Below are 26,111 nucleotides of genomic sequence, written 5' to 3'. Positions count from 1 at the left end.
GAGAGAACGGCCCCGCCACCGACGTCCGCTCGTTGACAACATGTAACCGATAGGTTACCTATCGGCGCATGGATACCTCTCAGCTCGATCGCGTGCTCGCCGCGATGGCCCATCCCAGCCGCCGCCGGATGCTCGACCTGGTGAGTTCAGTGCCCGGCATGAGCGTCACGGCGGTGGCGTCGCACTTCGACATCAGCCGCATCGCCGTGATGAAGCACCTCCGAATCCTCGAAGCAGCCGATCTGATCACCTCCAGGAAGAAGGGCCGCGTCCGACACCTCTTCTTCAACCCTGTCCCCATCCAGCTGGTCTACGACCGGTGGACCACTCAATACGCGGGCTTCTGGGCGGGCCGCATGGCCGATCTCAAGACCCGAATCGAAGGCCGCGCGGAAATGGAGGAAATCCAAAGTGCCTGAAACCACCCAAGTATTCCGCATCGTCATCCGCGGGTCCGTTGAGGAGGTTTGGCGGGAGATTACGAAGACGGACGAGCCAATCGCGTGCTTCTTCAACTCGCGGATGGACGTCTCCGCTTTGCGCCCGGGATCGAAGCTCGCGATGCGGACTCCCAACAACGCGTACACGGGGGTCGTCGGAGAGATACTCGAGGTCCGGCCGTACCAGAGGTTCAGCCACACGTTTCGCTTCACCCACCTGAACGAACCGGCCAGCAAGGTCACCTACGACCTCGAGCCGGTCGAGGGCGGAGTGGAGTTCACGTTGACGATCGAGGACCTGCCGCTCGGCACGAAGTCGGCCAAGCAGATGGTTCAGGGCGGCTCGATGATCGTCAATACGCTCAAGGCAGTCATCGAAACCGGCCGGCCCAGCCTGGGGACGAGAGCCATGTTCGTCTTTTTCCGGGCGACGCAGCCGTTCTCACCGAAAAAATGCCGGACGGAACACTGGCCGGTCGACTGACCCCCGGCATCCGAAAGGCACCAAGGAGCCCATTCATGAATTGGAAGCGAGGAAGTTCCGAACGATTCTGTCTCGTGATCGCGGGAATGGTGCTAGTCGCGCTGGTCGCGACGGCGACGGTCACTTTGGCGCAATCGGGAGGGAACATGGAGCGCCCTCCGCACTGGCAGGTCGTGCACCCGGACCGGAACGAAGCGGTGGAGCGCCGCTTCGTGGTCATGCGGCCCGGTTGGCACATCTTCGCGGGTCCGGGTGCCCTGCTGAGGGAGCCCGGAAGTTTCGCGTCGGGCAACTTCAGCGTCACCAGCAAGATATTTCTGTTTCCCACGCCCGACATGGGAACCCCGTATGGCCTGTTTCTCGGGGGCAGCGAGTTCGAAGGCGAATCGTCCACGTACGTTTCGTTTCAGATCCGAAACGACGGTCGGTTTCGCGTCGCCCACCATGCCGGGGAGCAGGTCCACGAGCTGGTTCCCTGGACCGAACACGCCGACATCGTGCCGCTGAGGCCAACGGACGGCCCGGTCGAGAACCGGCTCGCCGTCGATGTCCAGGATGGCGTCGTGTCCTTCTTCATCAACGATGCCGTCGCCGCGGAGCTTTCGGACGCGGGACTCACCACGGACGGAGCGATCGGCCTCGCCGTCGGCGGTGACCTGAGCCTGCACGTGACCGAACTCATGATCGGCCCGAACCGGCCGGCGGCCGGCGGCGGCGATCCGCCTCTGGCTTGGTCCATGGACCGCGCGCGGATCCTGTTTACCGGGTCGCGTGACGGGACGTCGGATCTGTATGTCCTCGACCGGGCGGCCGGGACGACCCGCCGGCTGACCGCCATGGGAACGCCTGAGGGTGGAGCCAATGCGGGGCAAGTCTCGCCCGACGGCTCGTCCGTTGCCTTCCAGGTCCGGCGCGGGAGCGACTACGACCTCTACGTCATGGACGTGGCCGGCGGTCCTCCGCGGAGCGTGGTTCAACATGCCGCGTACGACGTCAATCCGGTCTGGTCGCCGGACGGCCGGCGCCTCGCGTTCATGTCCACTCGAGGATTCGAGCCGGGCGTCCTCGGCCCATTCCCGGGGCACATCTACGCAGTCGACGTGGCGCAGCGTACGGTCGATCAGCTCACGGCGGCGCCGTTGACGTCGGCCCTGGGCCCGAGCGACTGGTCAGCCGACGGGGCGTCGATCCTGTTTGCCCGGATGGTCGGGGAGCGACCCGATGTGTTTGTGATGGACCTTGCTACCGGCCTCGAGTCGCAACTCACCCGGTCCACGCTGGGCAACTACTCGGCCACATTCTCCCACTCGGGCGACCGGATTGCGTTTCACTCCGAATCGGACGACGGGGCGCAGATCGTCGTGAGCGACCTGGGCGGCGACAACCAGCGCCGAGTGACCAGCGGACCGGGCTTCAGGTACAGCCCGCGGTGGTCTCCCGATGACCGGTGGCTGATGTTCTCGGCGAGCGACGACGGGAAGCAATACGACATCCGTGCGGTCCGCATCGAGGACGGAACCGTTGTCGACTTGGTGTCGACCCCGGAGGACGAGCGGGAAGGTCGGTGGATTCCGCCGCTGCCGTGAGCGTTCTCGCAACAAGACGCTGAGGCTTACACGTTCCCGCGGGAACGTCCCGGCGGCCGGACTCCGGGAGAGCGTCAGCTTGCTGTGTAGGAGACCGTCCGCTACGGTCCTGTCGGGACGCCCTACGGTGGATCTTCATCGTACTGCCCCCGTTCCGAGGCCCGCGCTCCGGCGCGGGCTTTCGTGTTCTCTGCTCGGTTCGCCGCCGCACGGCCATGGAGATCTTGGCTAATCGCTGACGGCAATTGCCGAGTCACATGGGCCTTCCCTTGACGGTGACCCACTCGCATGCCTTGTGAGCACAGCAGGGAGCGTCGCCTCCGATGGTATGCGGGGTCGGCGGCCGTCCCGCCCGTGAACCTGGTTCCAAGCGATCTGCAAGTTCCAGAAATCTACGAAGAGTCGAACGCGCATACGCAGCAAACAAAACAGGGAGCCGCAAGCGGCCCCCTGGGGTTGTAACACTCGGCCATGAAACCGGCCGAGGGGTTGTAATGAATGACAGGTAAGGGTGATGGGTGAACGGGTCAACGCTCTCTCGGGCCCGTTCCTCTTCTTCCCCACCGAACGACAGCCCGCCCTTGGTGGCCACGACGCGCTCCGGGAACATCCCGACCGCGGGCGGCGGCAAACTGGCGCTCGGACTCGGGGTACATCGTCGCTACGTTGGCTGTGCAGTATCCTGCGCGCGCGACCAACGACGGCTTGCCAACCGAGAGGTGTGATCATGCCCGGGTGCGGGCACCCGCTGTTCCCGCTCGCCTCATACGCCCGCGAGCCGACCTTCGCATGGATTCGGAAGCGGACGCGCGGATGACGCCGAGCACCGGCTCTGTCCGGTTCTCGCGGGCCGCGGTGGTCCGGCTGTGGTTGCACCGGCAGGGTCTCGCACGACCTCGGGGGTCGGCGCCGATCAACCGGCAGGCCTTCGTCAGCCATCTCGAGCGGACGGGCGCGCTCCAACTCGACAGCGTGAACGTCGTGGACCGGGCCCACTACCTGACTCTCTGGAGCCGGTTCGGCTCGTACGACCGCGCGGACGTGGACCGGTGGGTGTACGGCAACCGCCTCGCGTACGAGTACTGGGGGCACGAAGCCTCGATCCTTCCCATCTCCCACCTCCCTCTCGGACGGCGGCGCATGCGACGCTTCCCGCCCGCGAGCTGGTCGGGACGCGCGTGGTGGGACCGGTACGCGACCTCGACGGCGTCGAAGCGGCGGGTGCTGCGGCGGCTGCGCGCGGAAGGACCGCTGGAGAGCGTCGACTTCCAGCCCCAGCCGGCCGAACGCGAGGAGAAGACGGACTCGCTCGGGTGGCGCCTGAAGGAGGACAAGCGCTCGCTGAAGCTGCTGTGGCACGACGGGCGGGTCGCGGTGACGGGCCGGCGCCACTTCCGGTGCGTCTATGACCTGGCGGAGCGGGTCTACCCGGACGGGCCGGCCGCGACGCTGGCCGAGTACCACGACAGTTGGCTCCTCCTCGGGCTTTCGGGCTGTGGCATCGCCCCGGAGCGGCACCTCGTCAACTACTTCACCGGGCCGGAACTCAACGCGGCGGAGCGGCGGCGGACGATCGCCCGCAACCTGCGGAAGAAGCGGATCGTCGAGGTCGAGGTCGAGGGCCTGCGGGGGCCGTGCTACGCCCTGCCGGAACACCTGGACGGCATCGACCACCTCCCGGAGCCCGCGGGGACGACGCTCATCTGCCCCTTCGACTCGCTGCTCTGGCAGCGGAAGCGCGCCGCCGAACTCCTCGACTTTCACTACACCGTCGAGATCTACGTTCCCGCCGCGAAGCGGAAGTACGGCTACTATGTCCTGCCCATCCTGCACGAGGGCCGCCTCGTGGGCCGGCTCGACCCGAAACTGCACCGCGACCGCGGCGTGCTCGAAATCCGCGCGCTGCACCTCGAGCCGGACTTCGCCCCGACCGCGCGTTTCGAGGCCGGGCTGAACGACGCGGTCGCCGACCTCGCCGATTTCCTGGGCGCGGACGACATCGTCATGCCGCCGAACCGCTGAGCCGGGGCTCCTCGGGGTATGGACCGGCGCGACTGCCGGACCGTACCGTTGGGAAGATTCTCGCGAACTTCGGAGGTTCACGATGAAACGCCTCTTCCGGCCCTGCCGCGCCCACTCTCCCGCGGCCATCGTCCCGGGCCTTCTCGCCCTCGCGCTTTCCTCCGCCACCGCCGTGGCGGCGCAGGAGGGGAAGCTGCGGATCGTTCAGACGAACTCGGCGGGGGACAACGTCCACATCATCGATCCGGCGACGAACAAGGTGGTTCAGGTGATCGAGGGGCTTCCGAAGGTGCACGGGGTCGCCGCGGCGCCGGACGGCGGGACGCTCTACTTCAGCAACGAGATCGACCGCACGCTGGAGATCGTCCCCACGGACGTCATGAGAGTCGTGGAGCGGATACCGCTCTCGGGGCGCCCGCACAACGTCGCGATCAGCCACGACGGCCGGAAGGTGTACGTGGCGATCATCCAGGACTGCAGTTGCGTCGACATCGTGGACATCGAGAAGGGCGAGGTCGTGAAGTCGATCCCCACACGGGGGACCGTGCACAACGTGTTCATGTCGCCGGACGGGCGGCACGTCGCGGCGGGGATGATCGGGGCGCGCACGCTGACGATCATCGATACGGCGATCGACGAGGCGATCTGGTCGCTCCACTTCAGCGGACGCACGACGGGGGGCTACGCGGACGGCGGCGTGCGCCCGATGGCGTTCGAGACGCATCCCGACGGATCGACCTGGCGGCTGTTCATCCAGATCTCTAACTACCACGGCGTGTACGTGGTCGATTTCGAGCAGCGGCGGGTCGTGCAGAAGCTGGACATGCCGAGCCTTCCGATCTCGCGCGTGACGAACGACGCGCTGCAGGGGTCGCCTGGACACGGCCTCGCGGTGTCGCCGGACGGACGGCAACTCTGGTCCACGAGCAAGCCCAACGGGCATGTCTACGCGTGGTCGCTGCCGGATCTCGAGTACCTGGGCGGGGTCGAGGTCGGCCACATCCCCGACTGGCTCACGATGACCCCGGACAGCCGTTACCTCTACGTGGCGAACGCGGGCTCGAACGATGTCTCCGTCGTCGACACGAAGGAGATGAAGGAGATCGCCCGCATCCCGGTCGGCCAGACGCCGAAGCGCAACAAGACGGTGGTGTTCCCGTGAGCCGCCTCGGGATCCGGCGACGGCCCGCGCTCGTGTTCGCGGCGGCGCTTGTGGCATCGGTTCCCGCCCCCGGCGAGGTCGTGGGCCAGGAGCCGCTGAACTTCGAGCGCTACCGCGAGGCCATCGAACCGATCTTCCTCGCGGACCGCGGCGGATGGGGGCCGGGGCGGGCGCCCTGCGTCACCTGCCATGCCGAGCAGGGCACGCCGCTGCGGCTCCAGCGGCTTCGCGAGACGGCCGACGGCGAGGTGTACTGGTCGGAGGAGGACTCACGCCGGAACTTCGAGGTCGTGTCACGCCTCGTCACGCCGGGGGACCCGGACGGCAGCCGCCTCCTGCGGAAGGCGCTCACGGTGCCGGCCGGCGGCGCCCCGTTCCATGTGGGCGGGAAGTTCTTCGAGTCGAAATCGGACCCGGAATGGCAGGCCATGGCCGACTGGGTCGCGGCGGCGGACCCGGTGGAGCGCCCCGCCCCGCCGCGGCTCGACTTCGACTTCTTCCGCGACTGCGTCCAGCGGATGTACCTGGACAAGCGCCCGGGCGACGTGGAGTGCATCCACTGTCATGAGACCGGCGCCCGCGGCTTCGCGCGGCACATCCCCGAGGACCGCGATTTCTGGAACCAGGAGGAATCGCGCGGCAACTTCGCGATCACCCGCCGCTACGTGGAGCCCGGCGAGCCGATGATGAGCCGGCTCCTCACGCATCCCCTCCATCCGGCGGCGGGCGGCGATTACTTCCACGGCGGCCCCCGCCGCTGGGACTCGACGGACGACCCCGAGTGGCAGATGCTCGCCGCCTGGGTGCGCGGTGAAACCCCGGAGTGCGTGGTCGGAGCGGAGGCTGACGCCGGCGGTCGATGACGAAACCGGTCGACATCGCCGTCATCGGGGGCGGCATCGTCGGGCTCGCCACGGCCGACGCGATCCGGCGGGCGCGGGCGGACCTCTCGCTCACGGTGCTCGAGAAGGAGCCGGAGGTCGCGGCGCACCAGACGGGCCGCAACAGCGGCGTCATCCACGCCGGTCTGTACTACGCGCCGGGGTCGCTCAAGGCGCGGCTGTGCACCGAGGGGGCCGACCGGCTGTTTCGGTACTGCGCCGAGCGAGGGATTCCGACCACGCGCACTGGCAAGATCGTCGTCGCCACCTCGCGCGATCAGCTCACGGCCCTCGCCGAACTCGAGCGGCGCGGGACGGCGAACGGCGTGGCCATGCAGCGGATCGGCCCCGGCGGAATCGCGGAAATCGAACCGCACGCGCGCGGCGTGGAGGCGCTCCACGTACCCGCCACCGGGGCGGTCGACTTCGGTGACGTGGCGCGGGCCTTCGCGGCGGATCTTTCCCGCGCCGGCCACCGGATCCGCACCGGCTTCGAGGTGCGGGAAGCCCGCCGCTCCGGGCACCGCACCGTGCTCGCCGGCCCCCCGGGCGACATCGCGGCCACAGCCGTCGTCAACTGCGCCGGGCTGCACGTCGACCGCGTGATGCGGCTCCTCGGGCACGAACCCGATCTCAAGGTTCTGCCCTTCCGGGGCGAATACTGGGGCCTCTCGGAGGCCGCCGCCGGGCTCGTGCGGGGCCACGTCTACCCGGTGCCGGACCCGCGGCTTCCCCATCTCGGCGTCCACTTCACCCGGAACGTGGCCGGGCGCGTCGAACTCGGGCCGAACGCTGTGTGGGCCTGGGGGCGGGAGGCGTACGGCCGCCTCTCGGGGCGCTTCCCCGACGCGCTGGAAGCGCTGAGCTACCGGGGTTTCCGGCGTCTGGCGCAGGCCCACTGGCGGACCGCCGTCGAGGAGCAGTGGCGCTCGCTGGACCGGCGCTCCGTCGTGCGGAAGGCGCGTGCCATGCTGCCCGCCCTCGAAGTGCGGGACCTCGAGAGTTGGCGCTCCGGCATCCGCGCGCAGGCCGTGGACACGGAGGGCGCCCTGGTCCACGATTTCGTGATTCGGGAAGGGCCGGGCGTCGTGAACGTGCTCAACGCCCCCTCCCCCGCCGCCACCGCCTGCCTCGCCATCGGACCCCACATCGCCGACCGCGCCCTCCTACAACTCTGACCAGGGTCAGGTCGCGTAGTCGTGGCCCTCTGCGTCGAGCATTTCCTTCATGCCCTCGAGATAGCCGGCCTCGCCGGCCGATTCGATGGACATGTCGGCGTTGTGTTGCGCGGCCTCGACCGGGATCGGGCGGATCGTCCGGCCCGTCTGGAGCGCGAGCATCTCGTTCATGCAGGCGCGCTCGAGCTGGTAGAGCCACAGCATCGCCTTCTCGATCGTGTCGCCGACCATCAGCACCCCGTGGTTCGCGAGGAAGAGCACCCGCTTGTCGCCCAGGGCCTCGACCATGCGCTCACCCTCGTCCGCCTCCGTCACGATCCCCTCGTACCCGAAGTACGCGCAGTACCGGTAGAACACCGCGGCGTTCTGGCTTCCGCGCTCATCCAGCCTCCACCCGTCGATGGAGGCGAGGGCCGTGCTGTACGGGGCGTGGATGTGGAGCGCGCACATGATGTCGGGCCGCGCGCGCTGCACGGGTGCGTGAATCGCCCACGCGCTCACGTTGAGCCTCCCGTCGCCGCCCACGGGGCGGCCGTCCGGGCCCACCTCGACCAGGTTGCTGGCCGTGACGCGGGAGAAGTGCGTCTGTCCGGGCGTGATGAGCAGGTGCCCGGGCCTCCCCGGCACCTTGCAGCTGAAGTGGTTCCAGGTGCCCTCGTGCATGTTCTCGTGCACGATGATCCGATGCACCGCCGCAAAGTCGACGCGCGCCTGCCGGATCGCGGCTTCGTCGATGCCTTCCCCCGCCGGGGACGAAATGGGAGCGAATGCGGTCTCGACCGTGCTCATCGCCTACCTCCTGAAGAACGGACCTGGGAACCTCGACCAACTTCTGAAGCTCCACTTGCCGGATCAAGCCGGGCGACGCCCTCCCCGTTCCCCGTTCCCCGGTCCCGGTCCAGCGATTACCATCCCGCGCTCACGAACTCTCCCGGAAAGTGCGGGTGACAGCGCGGACCATGCCGGATTCCATCGCCGAGACCGAACCGCTTGACGCGATCATCGTCGGAGCGGGCCCGTGCGGGCTCGCCGTGGCGGTCGCCGCGAAGGTGCGCGGGCTGAGGTACGCGGTTTTCGACCGCGGGTGCATCACCGAGTCGCTGACGCACTATCCCTCCTACATGACGTTCTTCTCGACGGCAGAGTTGTTGGAGATCGGCGGCGTGCCGTTCACGATTCCCGAGCCGAAACCCACCCGCCGCGACGCGCTCGCCTACTACCGGAAGGTCGTCGCCCACCACGGCATTGGGGTGCGCCAGTACGAGGAGGTGACGGGCATCGAACCGGTGGGGGGCGCCTTCGCCGTCCATACCCGCACACGGGACGGACGCGAGCGGCGGCTCGCCGCGCGGGCGGTGGTCATCGCCACGGGAGGCTTCGGAGAGCCGAACCGGCTGGAGTTCGAGGGAGACGGCCCGCACGACCGCGTCGTCCACTACTACAGGGAACCGTATCCCTTCTTCGACCAGGACGTCATCGTCGTGGGGGGTGGGAACTCCGCCGTCGAGGCGGCGCTGGACATGTACCGAAACGGCGTCCGCGTGCGGATGGTTCACTTCGCCGACACCCTGGACCGGGGGGTCAAGCCGTGGGTGCGCCCGGACATCAAGAACCGGATCGCAGCCGGGGAGATCCCGATGCACTGGAACTCCCGGGTCGCTCGTCTCGGGCCGGGCACGGCCACGGTCGTTGATGAGGAAGCAGGCAAGGAGACCGAGGTCGCGAACGACTGGGTGTTGGCGATGACGGGTTGGCGACCGGACGCCGCGCTGCTCACCAGCCTGGGCGTCCCCACGGATCCCGACACGGGGATCCCCGTGCACGACCCGGCGACCCTGGAGACGACGGTGCCGGGCGTCTACATCGCGGGCGTGATCGCCGCCGGCTTCAACGCCAACAAGATCTTCATCGAGAACGGCCGCGAGCACGGCGCCCTCATCGCCGCCCACCTGGTGAGCGCCCGCCGCTGAGCTCGACCTGTCTCCCGTCCTTGATCGCGGCGTGGATCGACCGGTAGTTACGGGTGGAGGAATGCCGAATACCGATGGAGGTCAGGAGATGAAGAAGATCACGATCCTCGCGGCCGTCGCGCTCTCTCTCGCCGGGATGGTCCGGTTCTCGGTGACCGAGCTGGAGGCGCAGGCGCGCGACTACAGGCCGGAGCATCCGTTCGGGACGCTTCGGGAGCAGGCGCGGACGCAGCAGGCGTGGCTGGCGGAGCGGCTCGAGACGAACCTCCCGATGCTGATGCGGAAGCACGGCGTGGACATGTGGGTCATCGCCATGCGGGAGTACAACGAGGATCCCGTCTTCCCCGCCCTCGTCTCGCCCACCACGTTCGCGGCCCGTCGGCGGACCATCTACATCTTCCACGACCGCGGGCCCGAACACGGCGTGGAACGCCTGGCGCTCGGGGGAAGCTCGCAGGGAGGCGTGTACGAGGCCGTGCGCGCCACGGCCACCGCGCCGGACGGGAGGCAGGCGGAACTCTGGGGCTCCGACCAGTGGAACCTCTTCGCCGACATGGTGCGGGAGCGCGACCCGGGGCGGATCGCCGTCAACATCTCGCACGACCACAACTTCGCCGACGGGCTTTCGGCCGGTGAGTGGGAGCAGATGGAGGCCGCGCTCGGCGCCGATCTCGCGAGCCGTGTGGTCCGCGAACCGCTGCTGGCGATCGAGTACCTCGCCATGCGGGTGCCCGCCATGACCCCCGTCTACCGCCGCGTGCAGGCGGTCGTCCACGAGATCATCGGCACCGCCTTCTCGGAGGTCGTCATCGTCCCCGGCCGGACAACGACCGCCGACGTCGTGTGGTGGATGCGCCAGCGCGTGCACGATCTGGGCCTCGACTCCTGGTTCCAGCCTTCCGTGTCGGTGCAGCGGCGCGGGGCGGACATGAGCGGCGTGACGGCGCCGGTGATCGAGCGGGGCGACGTCCTCCACTGCGACTTCGGGCTCGTCGCGTTCGGCCTCGCGACGGACACGCAGCACATGGCCTACGTCCTGCGCGAAGGCGAGACGGAAGCGCCGGCCGGGCTCAGGCAGGCGCTCGCGAACTCGAACCGCCTTCAGGACATCCTGCTCGAGGAGACGAAGGTCGGGCGCACCGGAAACGAGATCCTGGCTTCGGTGCTGGAGAAGATGAGGGCGGAGGGACTCAACGGGACGATGTACACGCACCCGATCGGGGACCACGGCCACGGCGCGGGGCCGCTCATCGGACTGTGGGACTACCAGACGGGCGTGCCCGGCCGCGGCGATCCCCCGGTGATCCCCGGCATGTGGTTCTCGACCGAACTCCAGGTCACGACGCCGGTCCCCGAGTGGGACGGCCAGCCCGTCCGCATGGCCCAGGAAGAGGAAGCGGAGATCACGCTCGACGGCGAGATCCGCTGGATGCTCCGCCGGCAGACCGAACTGCACCTGATCCGGTAGGGACTGGCTATTCCGCCGCGGTGGCGACCACGGCCTCCTCCGCCAGGCGTGAGACATCGGCGTCGGAGAGTTGGAGGATTCCGGTCAGGATCCGTCGGGTGTCGCGACCCAGGGTGGGCGCGGGGTTAACGGGCACATCCGGTGCGTCGGAGGTGAGGAGCGGGGTGCGGACGAACTGGAGGTCCCCGAGTCCGTCGTAGTCCACGGTGACCCGCACGCCGCGCGCCTCCAATTGCGGACACTCGAGCAGGTCGTCGGAGGTCTGCACCGGCCCCGCGGGGACGCCCACGTCCTGGAGCCGCCGCACCGCCTCGTCGCGGGTCAGTTGGGCGAACACCGGTCGGACGACCTCGTCGAGGAGCGCGCGGTTTTCGGTTCGCGCCTCGGGGGAATCCAGGCGCGGGTCCTCCAGCAGGTCGGGGCGTCCCAGCATGCGGCAGAGGCGGCGCCACATGATGTCGTCCGGGATCGTGAAGGCGACGTATCCGTCGCTCACCGGCATCGGTCCACGCGGGTAGAAGCCCGGCGGATCGCCCCGCCTCGGCCGCGCCCCCGTGTTGGCGGCGAGCGAAACCATGCGCTCGTTCAGCGACAGCACGCCGTCGTACATGGCGGAGTCGATGAACTGGCCCTTCCCGGTCATTGTGCGCCGGTAGAGCGCCATCGAGACGCCGTGCGCCGCGGCCATCCCCGCGTACAGGTCCGGCATTCCGTAGATCGAGGGCGAGGGCGGCTTGTCGGCGAAGCCGATCATGTGCATGACGCCCCCCATCGCCTCCGCGACGACGTCGAACGAGGGCCAGTCGCCGTACGGGCCCTCGCGCCCGGGCAGTCGCCCGAACCCGGACACGGCGGCGTACACGAGTCCCGGGTTCAGCTCGGCCAGTGCCTCGTAGCCGAGACCCATCCGGTCGACCGATCCGGGCCGCAGGTTCTCCACCACGACGTCGGACTTCGCCACGAGGGAGCGGTAGAGATCGCGCCCCTCGTCGCTCTTGAGGTTGAGGGCGAGGGACTTCTTGTTCCGGTTGTAGGCCATGAACCCGACACCCATGCGGACGCCGTTCCTCTCCACGAAGGGAGGGATGGACCGGCGCGGATCCCCGAGCCCCGGTCGCTCGATCTTGATGACTTCCGCCCCCGCGTCCGCGAGCAGCAGCGAGCAGTAGGGGGCGGACATGTACTGTTCGAGGGCAAGGACGCGCACTCCCGCCAGCGGTCGGCCGGCGTCGCTCATGCGTGATCTCCCGGGTTCGGGGGCAGGGTCCGAGGGCGTCAACTCGTGGCGGGCGGCGTTCGGTACTTGTCGAACCACGCCACGATGTTCGCGATCTTGGCCATGAGCTGGCTCGGGCGGCGGCTCATGTCGTGCGAAGCGCCGGGCAGCCGGATCACGGCCGTGTCGATCCCGCGCAGCTTGAGCGCGTGGAACATCTGGTACGACTCCGACAGCGGCGTCCGCAGGTCCTCCTCCCCCGTGATGATCATCGTGGGCGTGTTCACGTTCCCCACGAGCGAGATCGGAGAGAACTCCCAGTACGCGTCCGGGTTCTCCCACGGGAGCCCCTCGTAGCGGCTGTGGTAGTAGCCGTACCAGTTGTCCGCCGTGAGCGTCTTGCTGATCCAGTTGACGACGGGTTTCTGGGCGACCGCGGCCCGGAAGCGGTCCGTCTTGCCGACGATCCAGGCCGTCATGATGCCGCCGGCGCTCCCTCCGGTGACGAAGAGGTTGTCCTCGTCGATGTATCCCCGGTCGATGACGGCATCGACCCCGGAGATGAGATCGTCGTAGTCCTGCCCCGGGTAGTTGTGATAGAGGAGGTCCGCGAACTCCTCGCCGTAGCTCGTGCTTCCGCGCGGGTTCGCGTAGAGAACGACGTAGCCCGCGGCGGCGAGCAGCTGCATCTCGGCGGAGAAGCGGTCTCCGTAGTTCGAGACGGGCCCGCCGTGGATCTCGAGGATGAGGGGATAGCGCCGGGCCGGATCGAAGTCCGGCGGCTTCACGATCCACCCCTGGATGGGGCGGTCGTCGAAGGAGGAATCCCACCAGATCTCCTCGACCTCGCCGAGTTGGCGGTTCGCGAGCAGGTCCTCGTTCAGCGACGTGATGCGACGCACGCCGCGACCCCTCGCGCCCACGGCGACCTCTCCCGGCGATTCGGGGCGGGTCTGGTTGAGCGCGAAGCTCCCGTCGTCGGCGACGCTGAACGACCCTCCGCCATACGGACGCCCGTAGGAGGTGCCCCCCAGATCCTCCGCCAGCACTTCGAGGTCGCCGGAGAGCGTGGCGAACCCGACCTTCGAGTTCCCCTCGTCGTCGTACTGGAAGTAGACGCCGCTCCCGTCGGAAGCCCACACGGGGTTCGACACGCTGCGGTCGAGACCGCCCGTGAGGACGCGCTGTCCGCTCCCGTCCAGGTTCATCACCTGGAGGCGGCTCACCTGGTAGGTGCGCGTGCGATCCTCGTAGCCCACGAAGGCGATCTGCCGCCCGTCGGGAGAGACCGCCGGACTCCGGTCGGGTCCGGGGCGGTCGGTGAGGGGACGCACTTCACCGGTGGCGACGGAAACGATGTAGAGTTCGGAATTGCGGTAATCGTGGATCCAGTCGTCGTTCCGGTTCGACGAGAAGACGAGGCTCGCGCCGTCCGGTGTCCACGCGGCGGGGCCCTGGTGCTGGAAGTCGCCCGACGTGACCTGCGTGGGCGTCCCGCCCTCGACCGGGACAATGAAGAGGTGATCGAAGCCGAAATCCAGATAGCCGACGCCGTCCTGCCGGTTCTTGAAGCGGTCCTCCATGATGGGAGGATCGGCCCACTCCGCCCCGGCGGGCGGCCTGGGCGGCGGGGCGAGGCTCGGCGGCGGGTAGGGGACGAGCTTGTTGAACGCGAGGTAGCGCCCGTCCGGCGACCAGCGGAGCCCGCGCGGCGATTCGATGAGCTGCGTGAGCGTGGCCTCCTCGCCCGTGTCCATCCAGCGCACATGGATCTGGCCGTCCTCCGTGTACGCGATGCGGGTTCCGTCGGGGGACCACCGCGGGGAACCGCCCGTCCCGATCCGCCGGTGATCCGACCCGTCCGCGTTCATGATCCACAGCTCGGACTTCTTCGCGTCCCGCATGATGTCCATGGACGTGCGGACGTAGATGACCTGACTGCCGTCGGGCGAAATCCGCGGGTCCGCGGCGTATTCGATCTCGAACACGTCCATCGGCTCGAACCGGCCCTGCGCGGCCAGCGGACCGGCGGCGAGCAGGCCCGAAACAGCGAACGCGGCCAAGGTGAACTTCGTCATTCGGATCTTGTGAAGGCTCTTCTCGCTCATCTCGCGCATCGTCGGCTCCCGGGATCGGACAGGGGACAGGGCCGGAAACATATCTCCCCGATTCGACCCGCGGGCAACCGTCGCGTTATCGTCCGACTCGTCAGGGTCGTCCGACAGCGCCGCGTCGCTTCCCCGGGGTGATTGACATGATTCGGCTTACCGCACCGTGCGCCGCCTTCCTGGTTACGAGCGCCGCCCTCGCGGCAGGCGCCTTCCCCCTCCCGCTTTCCGGTCAGGAATACGACATCCTCATCCGGAACGGGCGCGTCATCGACGGCACGGGAAACCCGTGGTTCGCGGCGGACGTCGCCATCGCCGGCGACCGGATCGTGCGGATCGGGAGGCTCGGCGACGCGACGGCGCGGCGGGTCGTGGACGCGGCCGGCATGTACGTGTCGCCGGGCTTCATCGACCTGCACTCGCACGCCGACCGCGCCATGACTTCCGAGTACCTGGAGGCCCGGCGGGCGAAGAGCCTGAACAGCCAGGGGCTCACGACGGTCATCGGCGGGCCGGACGGCCGCAATCAGACGTGGCCGCTCAGCGCGGAGATCGCGGCCCTCCGGGAGCTGGGACACGCGATGAACTTCGTCCCCATGGTCGGCCACAGCACGGTGCGCGCCGAAGTGATGGGCAACGACTACTGGCGCGCGGCGACGGAGGAAGAGATCGCCCGCATGCAGGCGCTCGTACGCGAGGGGATGGAGGCGGGGGCGTGGGGACTGGGAGCCGGCGTCGAATACCGCCCCGCCCGCTACAGCACGCCGGAGGAGGTCATCGCCCTCGCCGAGGCCGTGGCCCCCTACGATGGCTTCTACGTCGCGCACCAGCGCAGCGAGGCGGCCATGCCGCTGTGGGAGCTGCCGAGCACCGTGACGGACTGGCCCGTGGACGGGAACCAGGGGCTGGCGGAGACCGTGAACGTCGCCCGCGAAACGGGGATCCGCGTCGTGGCGAGCCACCACAAGGCGCGGGGTCGCTCCAGCTTCGGCCGCTCCGGGCAGGACACGCTGGTCGTGAACCGGGCGCGCGAAGAGGGGCTGGAAATCTACCTCGACGTCTACCCCTACGAGACGTTCGGCGGGGGCGCGCGGCCCATGATCCCGCGCTGGAGCCTGGTGCACGACACCGTGGACACGAGCGGCGGGAGGGACAGCCCGGTCTACAGCCGCCCGGGGGTGTTCGACGATGCCCGGGCGCACCTGGAGCGCCGCTGGGCGGACCCGGAACTCCAGGCGCTCATCGCCCGCGACATCGAGTGGATCGTCGATCACAACGGGGGCCCGGACCGCGTCGTCGTGGTGGGCTATCCCGATTCGACCTGGGTGGGCCGGACGCTGGAGGAACTGGGCCGCCGGCTGGACGTCACGTACGAGGGCGTCGTCGTCCACATGGCGCTGAACGGCTACCCGGACGTCCTCGGCGGCGCCTTGACGCGCGGGTACGGGATTCACGACGCCGACGTCATCAACTACTACCGCCAGGACTACACGGCCACGGCGTCCGACGCGGCCGTGAGCGGGGTCGAGGGCGTGCCCGAGTTCGCCTCGCGGCCCGGCGCGCACCCCCGCCATTTCGGCGCCTTCACGCGCAAGATCGCCCGCTACGTGAAGGACCTGAAGGCGATCACGCTTCCGTTCGCGATCCGCTCGATGACGGGGCTGCCGGCGCGGATCATCGGGCTGGAGGACCGAGGCCTCCTGCGCGAGGGCTACCGGGCTGACCTCGTCGTGTTCGACCTCGAACGCCTCCGGGACCGCGCCACCGTGCTCGAGCCGGACCTGTTCAGCGAGGGGGTCGACTACGTGATGGTGAACGGCGTGTTCACGGTGGACGCGGGCGAGTTCACCGACGAACTCCCCGGAGAGGTCATCCTCCGGCCCTGAGCGCGCGTCCCGTGTCGCGTTCGCGGGCTTCCGGGCTATTGTTTCCGCCTGATTCGGCAACCGTGAGATTGGGAGAGCCTTATGCGCACGCGATTCCACGCCCTGCTGCTCCTCGCTCCCGTCGCCGCCTGCACCGCGGACGCGCCATCGCCCGAGCCGTCGGCCGTGCGGAGCGCCAGCGATGTGACCGACGCCGTCCTCGAGGCGGCGCGGCCCGACGGCAACTGGCTCACCTACGGCGGCAACTACGCGGAGGACCGCTTCAGCACGCTGGATGAAGTCACGCGGGAAAACGTCGACGAACTCGGCCTCGCCTGGACGTATGACATCGAGCTGCGCGGCGGGGTCGAGGCCACGCCGCTCGTCGTGGGCGGCGTCATGTACATCAGCTCCCCGTGGAGCGTCGTGCATGCGATCGACACGCGGACGGGCGAGCGCCTGTGGCGCCACGACCCCGGCGTGCCGCGCATCCGCGGGCGTCTCGCCTGCTGCGACGTGGTGAACCGGGGCGTCGCGCTCTACGAGGGCAAGGTGATCGTGGGCACGATCGACGGCCGCCTCGTCGCGCTCGACGCGGAGACCGGCGACGTCGTGTGGGAGACGCTCACCATCGACCCGAACGAGGCCTACACGATCACGGGCGCGGTCCGCGTCGTGCAGGGGCTCGCGATCATCGGGAACGGGGGAGCCGAGTACGGCGTTCGCGGCTACGTGTCGGCCTACGACGCGGACGACGGCGAACTCGTGTGGCGCACCTACACGGTGCCCGGCAACCCGGCGGACGGCTTCGAATCCGAAACCATGGAGATGGCCGCGGAAACGTGGAGCGGCGAGTGGTGGATCGCGGGCGGCGGCGGCACGGCCTGGGATTCGATCATCTACGATCCGGACCTCGACCTCCTCTACATCGGAACGGGGAACGGATCCCCGTGGTCACGAAGCCACCGGAGCCCGGGGGGCGGCGACAACCTCTTCCTCGCCTCGATCCTCGCGTTGCGCCCGCAGACGGGCGAGTACGTATGGCACTTCCAGACGACGCCCGGCGACCACTGGGACTACACGGCCGTGCAGCCGATGACGCTCGCGGACCTCGAGTTCGACGGCCGCATGCGCCGCGTCATCATGCAGGCGCCGAAGAACGGGTTCTTCTACGTCCTCGACGCCGAGACGGGCGAGTTCCTGTCGGGCCAGGAATACATCGTCCAGAACTGGGCGGAGGGACTCGACCTCGAGACCGGCCGCCCCACGGAGCGGCCGGAAGCCGTGCACGCCGAGGTATGGACGCTGATCACGCCGGCCGCCCTCGGGGGCCACAACTGGCAGCCGCAGTCGTTCAATCCCGAAACGGGGCTCATGTATCTGCCGATCCAGGAGGGGTGGGTCGAGCGCAGCGAGCCGCCCGACTGGGTGTTCACGGACCTGGCGATCGAGGACCACAGCTACGGACCGGCCGTGAGCAACCTCGGGCTGAGGAGCCGTTACGGCGCGCGGGACGATGCGGGGTTCCTCGTCGCCTGGGACCCCAAGGCGCAGGAGGCGCGCTGGACCGTCCCCCAGCTCGGCTACTGGAACGGCGGGACGATGACGACGACGACGGGACTCGTGTTCCAGGGCGGCGGGGACGGCCGCTTCGTCGCCTACGACGCGGAGACCGGAGACCAGTTGTGGGACGCCTCGACCGGCCTCGGCATCCTGGGCGGCCCCGTCACCTATCTCGTGGACGGACGGCAGCACGTGTCCGTGGCGGCCGGCTGGGGCGGCGCGCGCGGCCGCAGCGGGTCTCCCTACGGCGACGCGGCGAACTACGAGCAGCGGGGGCGGGTCTTCACCTTCGTGCTGGGCGGGACGGAGCCCATGCCGACGCCGCAGCGGAAGCGGCCGGCGAACGTGCCCGACCTCGATCTGCCCACCGACGCCGAGTCGCTGGAGCGCGGGGCGGCCGTGTACGGGCGGTATTGCGGCATCTGTCACGGCGGCGGAGGCGGCTCGGAGGGCGCGATGCCGAACCTGCAGCGGTCGACCGACATCGTGCACCGCAACTTCGAGGACATCGTGCTCGGAGGGAGTCGCGAGACGCAGGGGATGCCGTCGTACGAGGGATTGCTCGATTCCGAGCAGGTGCGACTGATCCAGGCCTACATCGTATCGCGAGCGAGGGAGACGCTCGCCGCGGCGGCCGAGACGCCGGCGGATGGCGACCACTGAACCGGGAGCCCCGAACCGGCGACCACTGAACCACAACAAGAGGAACCGACTCATGAAGCGCTTCATCCTGGTCTCACTTCTTGCCACCGGAGGTTTCGCGGCCATGGCTTCCGATCTTTCGGCCCAGCGTGAGTACATCAATCCGCGGCACGCGAGCGAGGAGGGCGTCCTTCCCTTCAGCGGCGCCGTCTGGGTGGGCGACCTGCTCTTCGTGTCCGGGTCGCTGGGACTCGTGGACGGGCGTCCGCCGAACGACGCGGAGGAGGAGGCGCGGCTCGTCATGGAGGCGATCAAGAACACGGTGGAAGAGGCCGGGATCACGATGGACGACCTCGTCTCCGTGCAGGTGTTCTGCTCGGATGTCGCTCTCTACGACGTCTTCAACGAGGTCTACCGGACCTATTTCACCGAGAACTTCCCGGCGCGCGCCTTCCTCGGCTCCGGGCCCCTCCTGTTCGGGGCGCGGTTCGAGGTGATGGCGATCGGCTCGCGCAACTGATCGGCAGCCACAACTGAGCGGGGGCTACTGAACTCGGGGCGGGGTCCGGTCACCGAGGCGGGGCCCGTTCGAGGGCCCCGACCCGATCTCGCCGACGCGCTGGAGCGGGGGGAGATCGTCTTCTTCCCTGTCTGTCCCGTCGAACTCCCGCCGGAGGAGGATCTCGAGCGGCTGCGCTCCGAACTCCCACGGCAGTTGCGCGCGAAGAACGTCAGCTACCACCCGGAGAGCAGGCGTCTTCGCGGCGTCGCATCGCGGGGAGGGCTGCGGGACGCCGTTCTCGACACGCTCACCGCGCACGGCGCCCGGGTTCGCGCCTTCCTGCGGGAGTGCCTGCCGGCGCTCACCGAGGGATGGACGGTGGGGACGACGAGCTTCCGCCCGATCCAGGAGCGCGGCCGCGGCCTCTCCGCGCACGCGAGCAACGAACTCATCCACTTCGACGCCGGCGCCTACGGGGCGACCGACGGAGATCGGATCCTCCGTTTCTTCGTCAACGTGAACCCCGAAGAGGACCGCGTGTGGTGCTCGAAGGGGACGTTCCCCGACGTGTTTTTTCGCTACGGGACCGGAGGCGGGCGTGGCGAACTCCGGCTCGCTCGAGAGGGGCCCCGTGGACCGTCTCCGCGGGCGCCTGCTGCGGGCGGTCGCGAAGGCGGGGCTGGGTGAGGCGGTGCTCGCGGACTCCAGCCCCTACGACCGTCTCATGCGGCGCTTCCACAACTACATGAAGGACACTCCGTCCTTCCAGGAGCGGGACGAGACGTGGCGGGAGATCCGCTTCCCCCCCTTCTCCGCCTGGATGGTCCTCACCGACATGGTGAGCCACGCGAGCGTGTCGGGTCAGCACGCCCTCGTCGACACCTACATCCTCCGGCTCGCCGCCTGCCGCCACCCCGAACTCGCCCCCATCAACACCCTCCGCGCCTCCGACGGCTCCAGCCTGGACGCTTGAGGCCCGGGAGCGTTGACGGCCCTCACCAGCCTACGGCGTAGGCGACGCGGCGGGGGTCGGCGCCCGCCATGAGGGCCCCGGTCGCGGCATCGAAAGTGATGCCCTGAATGCTGCCGAAGGCGTAACCGGGCGCGAGTTCCACGGTGTACCCCAACGCCTCCAGCGTCCCGACCACGTCGTCGGGCAGGCGATCCTCCAGGCGGAAACGGATCTCGGCGCCGGGGCGGTAGAAGTTCGGCTCCCCGCTCAGGGTGAAGCGGGGCGCCGCGATCGCCTCCTGGACCGGCATCCCGAAGTCGAGGAGGTTCACGAGCACCTGGAACTGGGTCTGGCCGATCGTCTCGCCGCCCGGCGTCCCCAGCGCCGCATGGAACCGACCGTCCCTGAGCACGATGATCGGGGAGTTGTTGAGGATCGGAATCTGCCCGCCCCGGACGTAGTTCACATGGTCGGGGTACGGCGACGTCGAACCGATTCGGGACCCGTTGTTGAAGGTCAGGCCGGTGTTGCCGACCACCACTCCCGTGCCGAAGGCGCCCCCGTGGGTGGGCGTGGCGGCGACGACGTTGCCGAAGCGATCCGCGATGGAGAAGCTGGTCGTGCTCCCCGCGTACGCCTGTTCGGCCAGGTGTCGGCGCCGCCCGTTGGTCGCTGTCCCTCCCGCCGCCTCTCGCGCGGCGCGGGCGCCCGGCCCGGATTCGTCGACCCGCACCGGATTCCCGGCGCCCGGGTACGCCATCACGCGGGACGGGTCGATGAGGGATCGGCGAGCCGCCGCGTACTCCTTCGACAGCAACTCGGCGACGGGCACGTCGACCAGGGCGGGATCGGCCGCGTAGGCATAGACATCGGCCTTCGCGACCTTGATCGCCTCCGACAGCAGGTGGATGGTCTCCGCGCTCCCGGCGCCCAGCGCCCGGAGGTCGAAGCCCTCGACCAGGTTCAACTGCATCGTCACCTCCAGCCCTCCGCGCGACGTCGGCGGGCTGGTGTACACATCGAACCCCCGGTAGGTGGTGTGGATCGGCTCCGCCCAGATGGGCTCGTAGCGGGCGAAGTCCTCCACGGTGAAGTCGCCGCCGTTCTCCGCGTAGAAGCGGGCCATCTCCTCGGCGATGTCGCCCCGGTAGAACCGGTCGAAGGCGGCCCGGAGCGCCTCCGAGCGCGTCTTGCCGGCCGCCAGGGCCGCCTGCTCGGCCTCGACCACCTTGCGGAGCGTGTTCGCCAGGTCGGGCATCCGGAACGTCTCGCCGGGCTCGGGCACCCTGCCGCGCGGGAGGAACATCCGCCGGCTCGACGGGAAGCTCTCGAAGAGGTCCCGGTGAGACTCGATCGCCGCTACGACGGACGCCTCTATCGGATGGCCGTTTTCGGCGTAGTCGATGGCCGGGGCGAGCACCTGGGCCAGGCTCATGGTGCCGAACCGGTCCAGAAGGGCGATCCATCCCCCGAAGAGGCCGGGGACGACGCCCGCGTGAATCCCCTTGTTCAACTCGTCGGCGGTGCGGCTCGAGGGATCGAGCGCCAGGGGAGCGGCGCCGGTGGCCCCCAGCGAGTACACACGGTCGGAGACGCGGTCGTAGAGGGTCACGAACCCGTTCCCCGCCATCCCCGACATCTGCGGCCGTACGATGTTCAGCGTGGCCAGGGTCGCGACGGCGGCATCGGCGGCGTTGCCCCCCGCCATGAGCGTGCGGAGACCCGCCATGGACGCCAGCGGGTGGCCGGCCGTCACGAGCCCGTTCGGGCCCGGCACCGCCGGCCGGTGCGCCACCCGGTGCGCGGGCAGACCGACGTTCACCTGCCGAGCTGTGGCCTCCGGCGGCAGAAGGAGGAGAGAGGTGGCGAACAGCGCGATCATCCGGATCGAAAAGCGTCCCATCAGGCCCCTCCTTCGTGTAACGTCGAGACCAGCACCTTCATCATCGGTCAGAATCCCAGCACGCCGTAGTGGCCGTCCAGTATCAGGCGCACGGCGACGTACAGTCCGAACGCGGGGCACAGCACCCAGAACGCGTTCGGGGCGCCGACGTAGACCAGGAACTCGCCCTTCGTGATGAGCGCCTGCCTCCCGGCGACGAAGAAGCTGACCCAGTAGAGCGATGACACGTACGTCCACTGCCAGAACAGCATGGCGGCGAGAATCCCGGCCACGACCGCCGGCATGAAACCGAAGGTGAAGGCCGCGTACAGGACGAGCGTCGGCACCGGCGTGAAGAAGCCGTTGGCGATATCGACGGTGAACCCGAACGTACGACGATCCGCATACGACTCGTCCACCATCGAGTAGGTGGCCCAGGCGTCCGCCCAGACCGTCGGGGACAGGATCCGCCTGAGCGGCACCCGCGTGGTCAGAAACTCGACGGCCGGGGTCCGGCCGGTCTCGCGCCGCCGTTCGCGCCAGTGCACGGCGCGCTTCTCAATGTAGTCCCGCCGCAGGTAGAGACACGCCTCCCAGTAACAGATCAGCAGATTCGTCGAGAAGAACAGACTGAACAGCCCGTGGATGGCGTTGAGATCGCCGTGGACGTAGTAGCGGGCGCCGATCCCGAGCAGCGTCAGGATCGCGATGATCAGCGCCGAAAACAGTCCGGCCGGCATCGTGGCTAGTAGGTGCCGTCGAGGAACGTGTCTTCGAGCCGGTCGCGCCGGGCGATGGCGACGCACTCCTCGAGGTCCGAGAGGTATTCGCCGAGCACGGGCGTGTGGACGGACGTGATCGGCTGGTGGATGGCGGGCGGCCTGCGGTGCTGTCCCATCATCCAGCCCCGTTCGTTCATGAGCCTCGCGACCGCGAAGATGTTGAACGGTTCTCCGGGCTCGACATCGTAGCGGAAGAGGTTCGTGTCCCCTTCGGGTTCGAACACGTAGAGGCCGTCGATCGCCCTCACGCCCTCGATCGCCGCGCGGGTCGTCTCCATGATCCCGCGCACGATCTCCCGGTATCCCTCCCGGCCGAGGTGCCGGAGCATGGTCCACGCGCACGCCACCGCGCCGCCGGGCCGGGAGCCCTGAGCCGTGGCCGAGGCGTAGGAGCCGCCGACCAGGTCGCGGATGACATACCGCGCGTACCGCAGGTCGTCTCCGTCGGCGAAGAGCACGAGCGAGGCGCTCTTCTGGGCGAAGCCGAACTTGTGGAGGTCGGCGGACAGGCTGGACACGCCCGGCACGGAGAGATCGAAGTCGGGGACCGGATAGCCGAGTTCCCGCGCGAAAGGCGAGATGAAGCCGCCGTAGCAGGCATCCGAGTGCAGGCGGACGCCCGTTTCGAGGGCGAGTTCGCCGAGCTCCCGCATCGGGTCGATGAGTCCGTAGTAGATGGTGGGAGCCCCGGCGTAGATGAAGACGGACGCTTCATCGATGGCCTCCCGGATCGCGTCCACGTCCGCCCGGTAGTCGGCCCGGCAGTCCACGTACTTCATGTCGAGGTCGAGGATCTGGGCGGCCTTGTCCACGGAAGGGTGGCGGCTGTACGCGGCGACGATGTTGAGCCGGCCCAGGTCCGGGCGCGCCTCCCGCTTCATGTCGCGCGCGACCTTGACGGCCTGGAAGATGCTCTCCGTGCCCCCGGAGGTGAACTGCCCCCCCGCACCCTCGGGCGCGTTGAAGAGATCGAGGCCCATCTGGATGACCTCCTCCTCCATCGCCCCGACGCTGGGGAAGGAACCCTGCCCGGAGAGGGCGTTCTCCACCGAGTAGATCGCGTGGGACGCGTCCTGCACCCGCTTCAGGTCCTCGTTCACGTAGTAGACGAGGTACGGGACGCGACCGTTCCTCCAGTCGTAATCGATCGCCTTCCGGCCGAGCAGTTCGCTCCGGAGCGTCTCCCAGTCGATTCCCTGCTCGGGAAGTTGCTTTCGGGTCCGGACTTCGGGACTCAGGGTACTCGTTGCCTGCGTCACGTCGATGCCCTCCGTCGTACGGTAGCGTGACCCGGGATCCGTCCGCGTCACCGACCGCTGCCGGTCGTCGAAATCCAACCTTGCGCGAGGAGATTGGCGGGGCAACGCAGGGCGGGCGGCGCGACGCGGGGCCCGGCGCGGGGCTTGTCCGGGAAGGCGGGGTCCAATCAGATACCGGGGTCCTCGGACCGCCGAGACCGTACCCCGAACCCCGGACCCGACAAACGAATGGCCTGGTTGCAGACACACTGGATCGCGGTGGCGCTCCTCGCCGTGTACGGCGCCCTGCTCGTGCGGCACGCGATCGAGGGCCGCCGCGGGACGAAGGGACGGGCGGACTACTACGTCGGAGGGCGGTCGATGGGCGGGGTCGTACTCGGCCTCTCCTTCTTCGCGACCTACTCGAGCACGAACAGCTTCGTCGGCTTCTCGGGACAGGCGTACACCTACGGGGCGCCGTGGCTCCTGCTCGCGCCCGCCGTCGTCGTCTTCTCCCTCTCGGCCTGGATCTGGGTCGCGCCGCGGCTGCGCGCCTTCACGGGGGCGGTGGACTCGGTCACCCTCGCCGACTACGTGGGGTTCCGCTTCGAGAGCCGGGCCGCGCGCGTCCTGGCGGCGGTCATCGTGATCTTCGCCAGCTTTCTGTACATGATCGCGGTGTTCAAGGGGATCGGGAACCTGCTCGAGATCTTCCTCGACATCCCCTACAAGGGCGCGATCGGGTTCGTGTTCATCGTCGTCGTCCTCTACACGGCGGTCGGCGGGTTCATCTCGGTGGTGAAGACGGATGCGGTGCAGGGGATCGTGATGTCCATCGCGGCCATCCTCCTCTTCTGGGGGACGCTGAACAGCGCCGGGGGACTGGGGGCCATCGACGCGATCCGCGCGGCGCCGGACACGTCCGGACTCTTCCGCTGGGACGCGGCCATGCCCTTCCCCGTACTCATCGGGATCATCGTGGCGGGGACGCTCAAGTTCATCGTCGACCCGAGGCAGCTCTCGCGCTTCTACGCGCTCGCCGATCCGCAGGCGGTGCGCCGCGGGCTCATCGTGTCCACGATCGCGTTCCTCGGCGTGTACACGCTCCTGCTCCCGATCGGGCTCTATGCCCACGCGGTGATCGGGAGCGGACTCGCGGAATCGGATCTCGTCGTACCGACGCTGCTCGGCGATGCGGGGATCCTGCCGGCGCTCCCGGCCGCGTTCATCCTCGTGGCGATGCTGGCGGCGGCGATGTCGTCGCTGGACAGCGTGCTGCTCGTGATGGCGTCGACCTGGGAACGGGACGTGATCTCGCTCTTCCGGCCGCAGGCGGATGAGGGGCGCGCCGTGGCGCATACGCGATTCTGGGTCGCGCTGTTCGCGATCATCACGGCCTGGCTCGCGCTCAATCCGCCGGGGAGCATCGTCACGCTGACCGCGTTCTCGGGCGGTCTCTATGCGGCCTGCTTCTTCCCGGCCGTGGTGCTCGGCCTGCTCTGGCGGCGAGGTACGGGGCGGGAGCCGTGGCTTCGCTCCTGACCGGCTTCACGGTGCTGCTGTGCTGGGACCTGGTGCCGTTCTCGGACGCCGTGCACGAGGTGTTCCCCGCGATGGCGCTCTCGCTCGCCGCCTACGTGGCCTGCGGCCTCGCGGCCCCGCCGCTGGCCGCGGCAAGGCGCCTCGACATCAAGCTCTAGCCGGTAGCCAACCTGTGGCAGGCCTCCGGGCCTATTCTCCGCTCGCCGCCTGGAGGTCGAGGGCGAGACGGCAGCACAGCGATCCGCGGGCCGCCCCGTCCCGGAGTTCGGACGGCGGCTTCCAGCCCCAGTCAGAGTACTGCGTGATGCCGGGGGCGGACTGCGGCACGCGGGGCTCGCCCGCCACGATGCGGGCCGCGTGGAGGCGCATCTCGAGCCGATAGTCCGTCCGGTCGAGGTGGCCCGCGCCCAGGCGGCCCAGGTCCTCGGTCTCCACGCCGAGCTTCTCGCGGCCGATGCGCGCGAGGAGGGCCTCGTCCGTCTCCCCGTCGGCATGCGAGCCCGCGGGGAGGCCCCACACGCCGGGCAGGTCGGGATCGTCATCGGGGCGGCGCACGAGCAGCCAGCGGGGCGCCCCGCCGGCCGACCCCGGCTCCTCGATCACAAGCGCCAACGCGGCACGCGAGGGG

Annotated in this window: 23 protein-coding genes; 16 read left to right on the top strand and 7 right to left on the bottom strand. The window is 69.0% G+C overall.

Annotated features, from left to right (window positions below):
• Positions 1 to 68: 68 nt before the first annotated feature.
• The 7 genes from ACOGI9_RS03980 (at position 69) to lhgO (ending at position 7,753) form a co-directional block, all read left to right on the top strand.
• Entirely contained in the window at positions 69 to 419 is a 351-nt protein-coding gene (locus ACOGI9_RS03980) for an ArsR/SmtB family transcription factor (protein ID WP_419858593.1), read from the top strand.
• Positions 412 to 924 (top strand): SRPBCC domain-containing protein, encoded by a 513-nt coding sequence (locus tag ACOGI9_RS03975; protein ID WP_419858592.1) that lies wholly within the window; start codon positions 412 to 414, stop codon positions 922 to 924. The genes ACOGI9_RS03980 and ACOGI9_RS03975 overlap by 8 nt, the downstream gene beginning before the upstream one ends.
• Before the next feature lie 35 nt (positions 925 to 959).
• Positions 960 to 2,510 carry a TolB family protein gene (locus tag ACOGI9_RS03970; RefSeq protein ID WP_419858591.1) on the top strand — a complete coding sequence of 517 codons (1,551 nt, stop codon included), beginning with the start codon at positions 960 to 962 and terminating at the stop codon, positions 2,508 to 2,510.
• Positions 2,511 to 3,299: 789 nt separating this feature from the next.
• Positions 3,300 to 4,532 (top strand): winged helix-turn-helix domain-containing protein, encoded by a 1,233-nt coding sequence (locus ACOGI9_RS03965; protein WP_419858590.1) that lies wholly within the window; start codon positions 3,300 to 3,302, stop codon positions 4,530 to 4,532.
• Positions 4,533 to 4,614: 82 nt separating this feature from the next.
• A complete protein-coding gene (locus tag ACOGI9_RS03960; protein WP_419858589.1) occupies positions 4,615 to 5,694 on the top strand; it encodes a cytochrome D1 domain-containing protein in 1,080 nt (359 codons plus the stop codon).
• Positions 5,691 to 6,557, top strand: a complete 867-nt coding sequence (locus tag ACOGI9_RS03955) for a hypothetical protein (RefSeq protein WP_419858588.1) — start codon at positions 5,691 to 5,693, stop codon at positions 6,555 to 6,557. The genes ACOGI9_RS03960 and ACOGI9_RS03955 overlap by 4 nt, the downstream gene beginning before the upstream one ends.
• Positions 6,554 to 7,753: an L-2-hydroxyglutarate oxidase gene (gene lhgO, locus ACOGI9_RS03950; protein ID WP_419858587.1), complete on the top strand. Its 1,200-nt coding sequence runs from the start codon at positions 6,554 to 6,556 to the stop codon at positions 7,751 to 7,753. The genes ACOGI9_RS03955 and lhgO overlap by 4 nt, the downstream gene beginning before the upstream one ends.
• A 6-nt stretch (positions 7,754 to 7,759) precedes the next feature.
• Here the strand turns inward: lhgO and ACOGI9_RS03945 are convergent, their stop codons facing one another.
• On the bottom strand, positions 7,760 to 8,542 hold the full coding sequence (locus ACOGI9_RS03945) for a class II aldolase/adducin family protein (RefSeq protein WP_419858586.1): 783 nt from the start codon (positions 8,540 to 8,542) through the stop codon (positions 7,760 to 7,762).
• Between the two features lie 170 nt (positions 8,543 to 8,712).
• On the opposite strand from ACOGI9_RS03945, the gene ACOGI9_RS03940 reads away from it, so the two are divergent.
• Positions 8,713 to 9,723, top strand: coding sequence for a YpdA family putative bacillithiol disulfide reductase (locus ACOGI9_RS03940; protein ID WP_419858585.1), 1,011 nt, complete (start codon positions 8,713 to 8,715; stop codon positions 9,721 to 9,723).
• 88 nt (positions 9,724 to 9,811) lie between these two features.
• The gene (locus tag ACOGI9_RS03935) at positions 9,812 to 11,191 is read left to right on the top strand and encodes a M24 family metallopeptidase (RefSeq protein WP_419858584.1); all 1,380 of its coding nucleotides are present in this window, start codon (positions 9,812 to 9,814) and stop codon (positions 11,189 to 11,191) included.
• A 7-nt stretch (positions 11,192 to 11,198) separates the two neighbouring features.
• On the opposite strand, the gene ACOGI9_RS03930 is transcribed toward ACOGI9_RS03935, so the two are convergent.
• Positions 11,199 to 12,428 (bottom strand): CaiB/BaiF CoA transferase family protein, encoded by a 1,230-nt coding sequence (locus ACOGI9_RS03930; RefSeq protein WP_419858583.1) that lies wholly within the window; start codon positions 12,426 to 12,428, stop codon positions 11,199 to 11,201.
• Positions 12,429 to 12,466: 38 nt separating this feature from the next.
• Positions 12,467 to 14,524 carry a S9 family peptidase gene (locus ACOGI9_RS03925; protein WP_419858582.1) on the bottom strand — a complete coding sequence of 686 codons (2,058 nt, stop codon included), beginning with the start codon at positions 14,522 to 14,524 and terminating at the stop codon, positions 12,467 to 12,469.
• A gap of 137 nt (positions 14,525 to 14,661) precedes the next feature.
• Here ACOGI9_RS03925 and ACOGI9_RS03920 point away from each other — a divergent pair, with 137 nt between their 5' ends.
• The 5 genes from ACOGI9_RS03920 (at position 14,662) to ACOGI9_RS03900 (ending at position 20,060) form a co-directional block, all read left to right on the top strand.
• Entirely contained in the window at positions 14,662 to 16,401 is a 1,740-nt protein-coding gene (locus ACOGI9_RS03920) for an N-acyl-D-amino-acid deacylase family protein (protein WP_419858581.1), read from the top strand.
• 81 nt (positions 16,402 to 16,482) lie between these two features.
• Entirely contained in the window at positions 16,483 to 18,606 is a 2,124-nt protein-coding gene (locus ACOGI9_RS03915; protein WP_419858580.1) for a PQQ-dependent dehydrogenase, methanol/ethanol family, read from the top strand.
• Between the two features lie 52 nt (positions 18,607 to 18,658).
• On the top strand, positions 18,659 to 19,105 hold the full coding sequence (locus ACOGI9_RS03910) for a RidA family protein (RefSeq protein WP_310776565.1): 447 nt from the start codon (positions 18,659 to 18,661) through the stop codon (positions 19,103 to 19,105).
• Between the two features lie 27 nt (positions 19,106 to 19,132).
• Positions 19,133 to 19,774, top strand: coding sequence for a Kdo hydroxylase family protein (locus ACOGI9_RS03905; protein WP_419859231.1), 642 nt, complete (start codon positions 19,133 to 19,135; stop codon positions 19,772 to 19,774).
• Positions 19,719 to 20,060 carry a Kdo hydroxylase family protein gene (locus ACOGI9_RS03900; RefSeq protein ID WP_419858579.1) on the top strand — a complete coding sequence of 114 codons (342 nt, stop codon included), beginning with the start codon at positions 19,719 to 19,721 and terminating at the stop codon, positions 20,058 to 20,060. Before ACOGI9_RS03905 ends, ACOGI9_RS03900 begins: the two co-directional genes overlap by 56 nt.
• A gap of 22 nt (positions 20,061 to 20,082) precedes the next feature.
• On the opposite strand, the gene ACOGI9_RS03895 is transcribed toward ACOGI9_RS03900, so the two are convergent.
• From ACOGI9_RS03895 to ACOGI9_RS03885, 3 genes are read right to left on the bottom strand one after another with little or no spacing between them, the layout of a single operon-like run.
• Entirely contained in the window at positions 20,083 to 21,942 is a 1,860-nt protein-coding gene (locus ACOGI9_RS03895) for a gamma-glutamyltransferase family protein (protein ID WP_419858578.1), read from the bottom strand.
• A 47-nt stretch (positions 21,943 to 21,989) separates the two neighbouring features.
• The gene (locus tag ACOGI9_RS03890; protein WP_419858577.1) at positions 21,990 to 22,661 is read right to left on the bottom strand and encodes a hypothetical protein; all 672 of its coding nucleotides are present in this window, start codon (positions 22,659 to 22,661) and stop codon (positions 21,990 to 21,992) included.
• Between the two features lie 5 nt (positions 22,662 to 22,666).
• A complete protein-coding gene (locus tag ACOGI9_RS03885; protein ID WP_419858576.1) occupies positions 22,667 to 24,013 on the bottom strand; it encodes a pyridoxal phosphate-dependent decarboxylase family protein in 1,347 nt (448 codons plus the stop codon).
• A gap of 186 nt (positions 24,014 to 24,199) precedes the next feature.
• Between ACOGI9_RS03885 and ACOGI9_RS03880 the strand changes: the two genes are divergently transcribed.
• Both ACOGI9_RS03880 and ACOGI9_RS03875 read left to right on the top strand, forming a co-directional pair.
• The gene (locus ACOGI9_RS03880; RefSeq protein ID WP_419858575.1) at positions 24,200 to 25,483 is read left to right on the top strand and encodes a sodium:solute symporter family protein; all 1,284 of its coding nucleotides are present in this window, start codon (positions 24,200 to 24,202) and stop codon (positions 25,481 to 25,483) included.
• Complete coding sequence (locus tag ACOGI9_RS03875; protein ID WP_419858574.1) at positions 25,468 to 25,641, top strand: hypothetical protein; 174 nt, start codon at positions 25,468 to 25,470, stop codon at positions 25,639 to 25,641. Before ACOGI9_RS03880 ends, ACOGI9_RS03875 begins: the two co-directional genes overlap by 16 nt.
• Before the next feature lie 31 nt (positions 25,642 to 25,672).
• On the opposite strand, the gene ACOGI9_RS03870 is transcribed toward ACOGI9_RS03875, so the two are convergent.
• Positions 25,673 to 26,095 (bottom strand): NUDIX domain-containing protein, encoded by a 423-nt coding sequence (locus tag ACOGI9_RS03870; protein WP_419858573.1) that lies wholly within the window; start codon positions 26,093 to 26,095, stop codon positions 25,673 to 25,675.
• Between the last annotated feature and the right edge of the window lie 16 nt (positions 26,096 to 26,111).

Source organism: Candidatus Palauibacter irciniicola, assembly GCF_965208695.1.
Lineage (GTDB): Bacteria > Gemmatimonadota > Gemmatimonadetes > Palauibacterales > Palauibacteraceae > Palauibacter > Palauibacter irciniicola.
This window is presented reverse-complemented; position numbering and strand designations above follow the sequence as displayed.

Excerpts from the sequence above, each read along its gene's own strand:
- ACOGI9_RS03945 (WP_419858586.1), bottom strand. The coding sequence starts at position 8,542 with ATGAGCACGGTCGAGACCGCATTCGCTCCCATTTCGTCCCCGGCGGGG.
- ACOGI9_RS03895 (WP_419858578.1), bottom strand. The coding sequence starts at position 21,942 with ATGGGACGCTTTTCGATCCGGATGATCGCGCTGTTCGCCACCTCTCTC.
- ACOGI9_RS03915 (WP_419858580.1), top strand. The coding sequence starts at position 16,483 with ATGCGCACGCGATTCCACGCCCTGCTGCTCCTCGCTCCCGTCGCCGCC.
- ACOGI9_RS03970 (WP_419858591.1), top strand. The coding sequence starts at position 960 with ATGAATTGGAAGCGAGGAAGTTCCGAACGATTCTGTCTCGTGATCGCG.
- lhgO (WP_419858587.1), top strand. The coding sequence starts at position 6,554 with ATGACGAAACCGGTCGACATCGCCGTCATCGGGGGCGGCATCGTCGGG.
- ACOGI9_RS03890 (WP_419858577.1), bottom strand. The coding sequence starts at position 22,661 with ATGCCGGCCGGACTGTTTTCGGCGCTGATCATCGCGATCCTGACGCTG.
- ACOGI9_RS03920 (WP_419858581.1), top strand. The coding sequence starts at position 14,662 with ATGATTCGGCTTACCGCACCGTGCGCCGCCTTCCTGGTTACGAGCGCC.
- ACOGI9_RS03935 (WP_419858584.1), top strand. The coding sequence starts at position 9,812 with ATGAAGAAGATCACGATCCTCGCGGCCGTCGCGCTCTCTCTCGCCGGG.
- ACOGI9_RS03925 (WP_419858582.1), bottom strand. The coding sequence starts at position 14,524 with ATGCGCGAGATGAGCGAGAAGAGCCTTCACAAGATCCGAATGACGAAG.
- ACOGI9_RS03940 (WP_419858585.1), top strand. The coding sequence starts at position 8,713 with ATGCCGGATTCCATCGCCGAGACCGAACCGCTTGACGCGATCATCGTC.
- ACOGI9_RS03930 (WP_419858583.1), bottom strand. The coding sequence starts at position 12,428 with ATGAGCGACGCCGGCCGACCGCTGGCGGGAGTGCGCGTCCTTGCCCTC.
- ACOGI9_RS03980 (WP_419858593.1), top strand. The coding sequence starts at position 69 with ATGGATACCTCTCAGCTCGATCGCGTGCTCGCCGCGATGGCCCATCCC.
- ACOGI9_RS03965 (WP_419858590.1), top strand. The coding sequence starts at position 3,300 with ATGGATTCGGAAGCGGACGCGCGGATGACGCCGAGCACCGGCTCTGTC.
- ACOGI9_RS03910 (WP_310776565.1), top strand. The coding sequence starts at position 18,659 with ATGAAGCGCTTCATCCTGGTCTCACTTCTTGCCACCGGAGGTTTCGCG.
- ACOGI9_RS03960 (WP_419858589.1), top strand. The coding sequence starts at position 4,615 with ATGAAACGCCTCTTCCGGCCCTGCCGCGCCCACTCTCCCGCGGCCATC.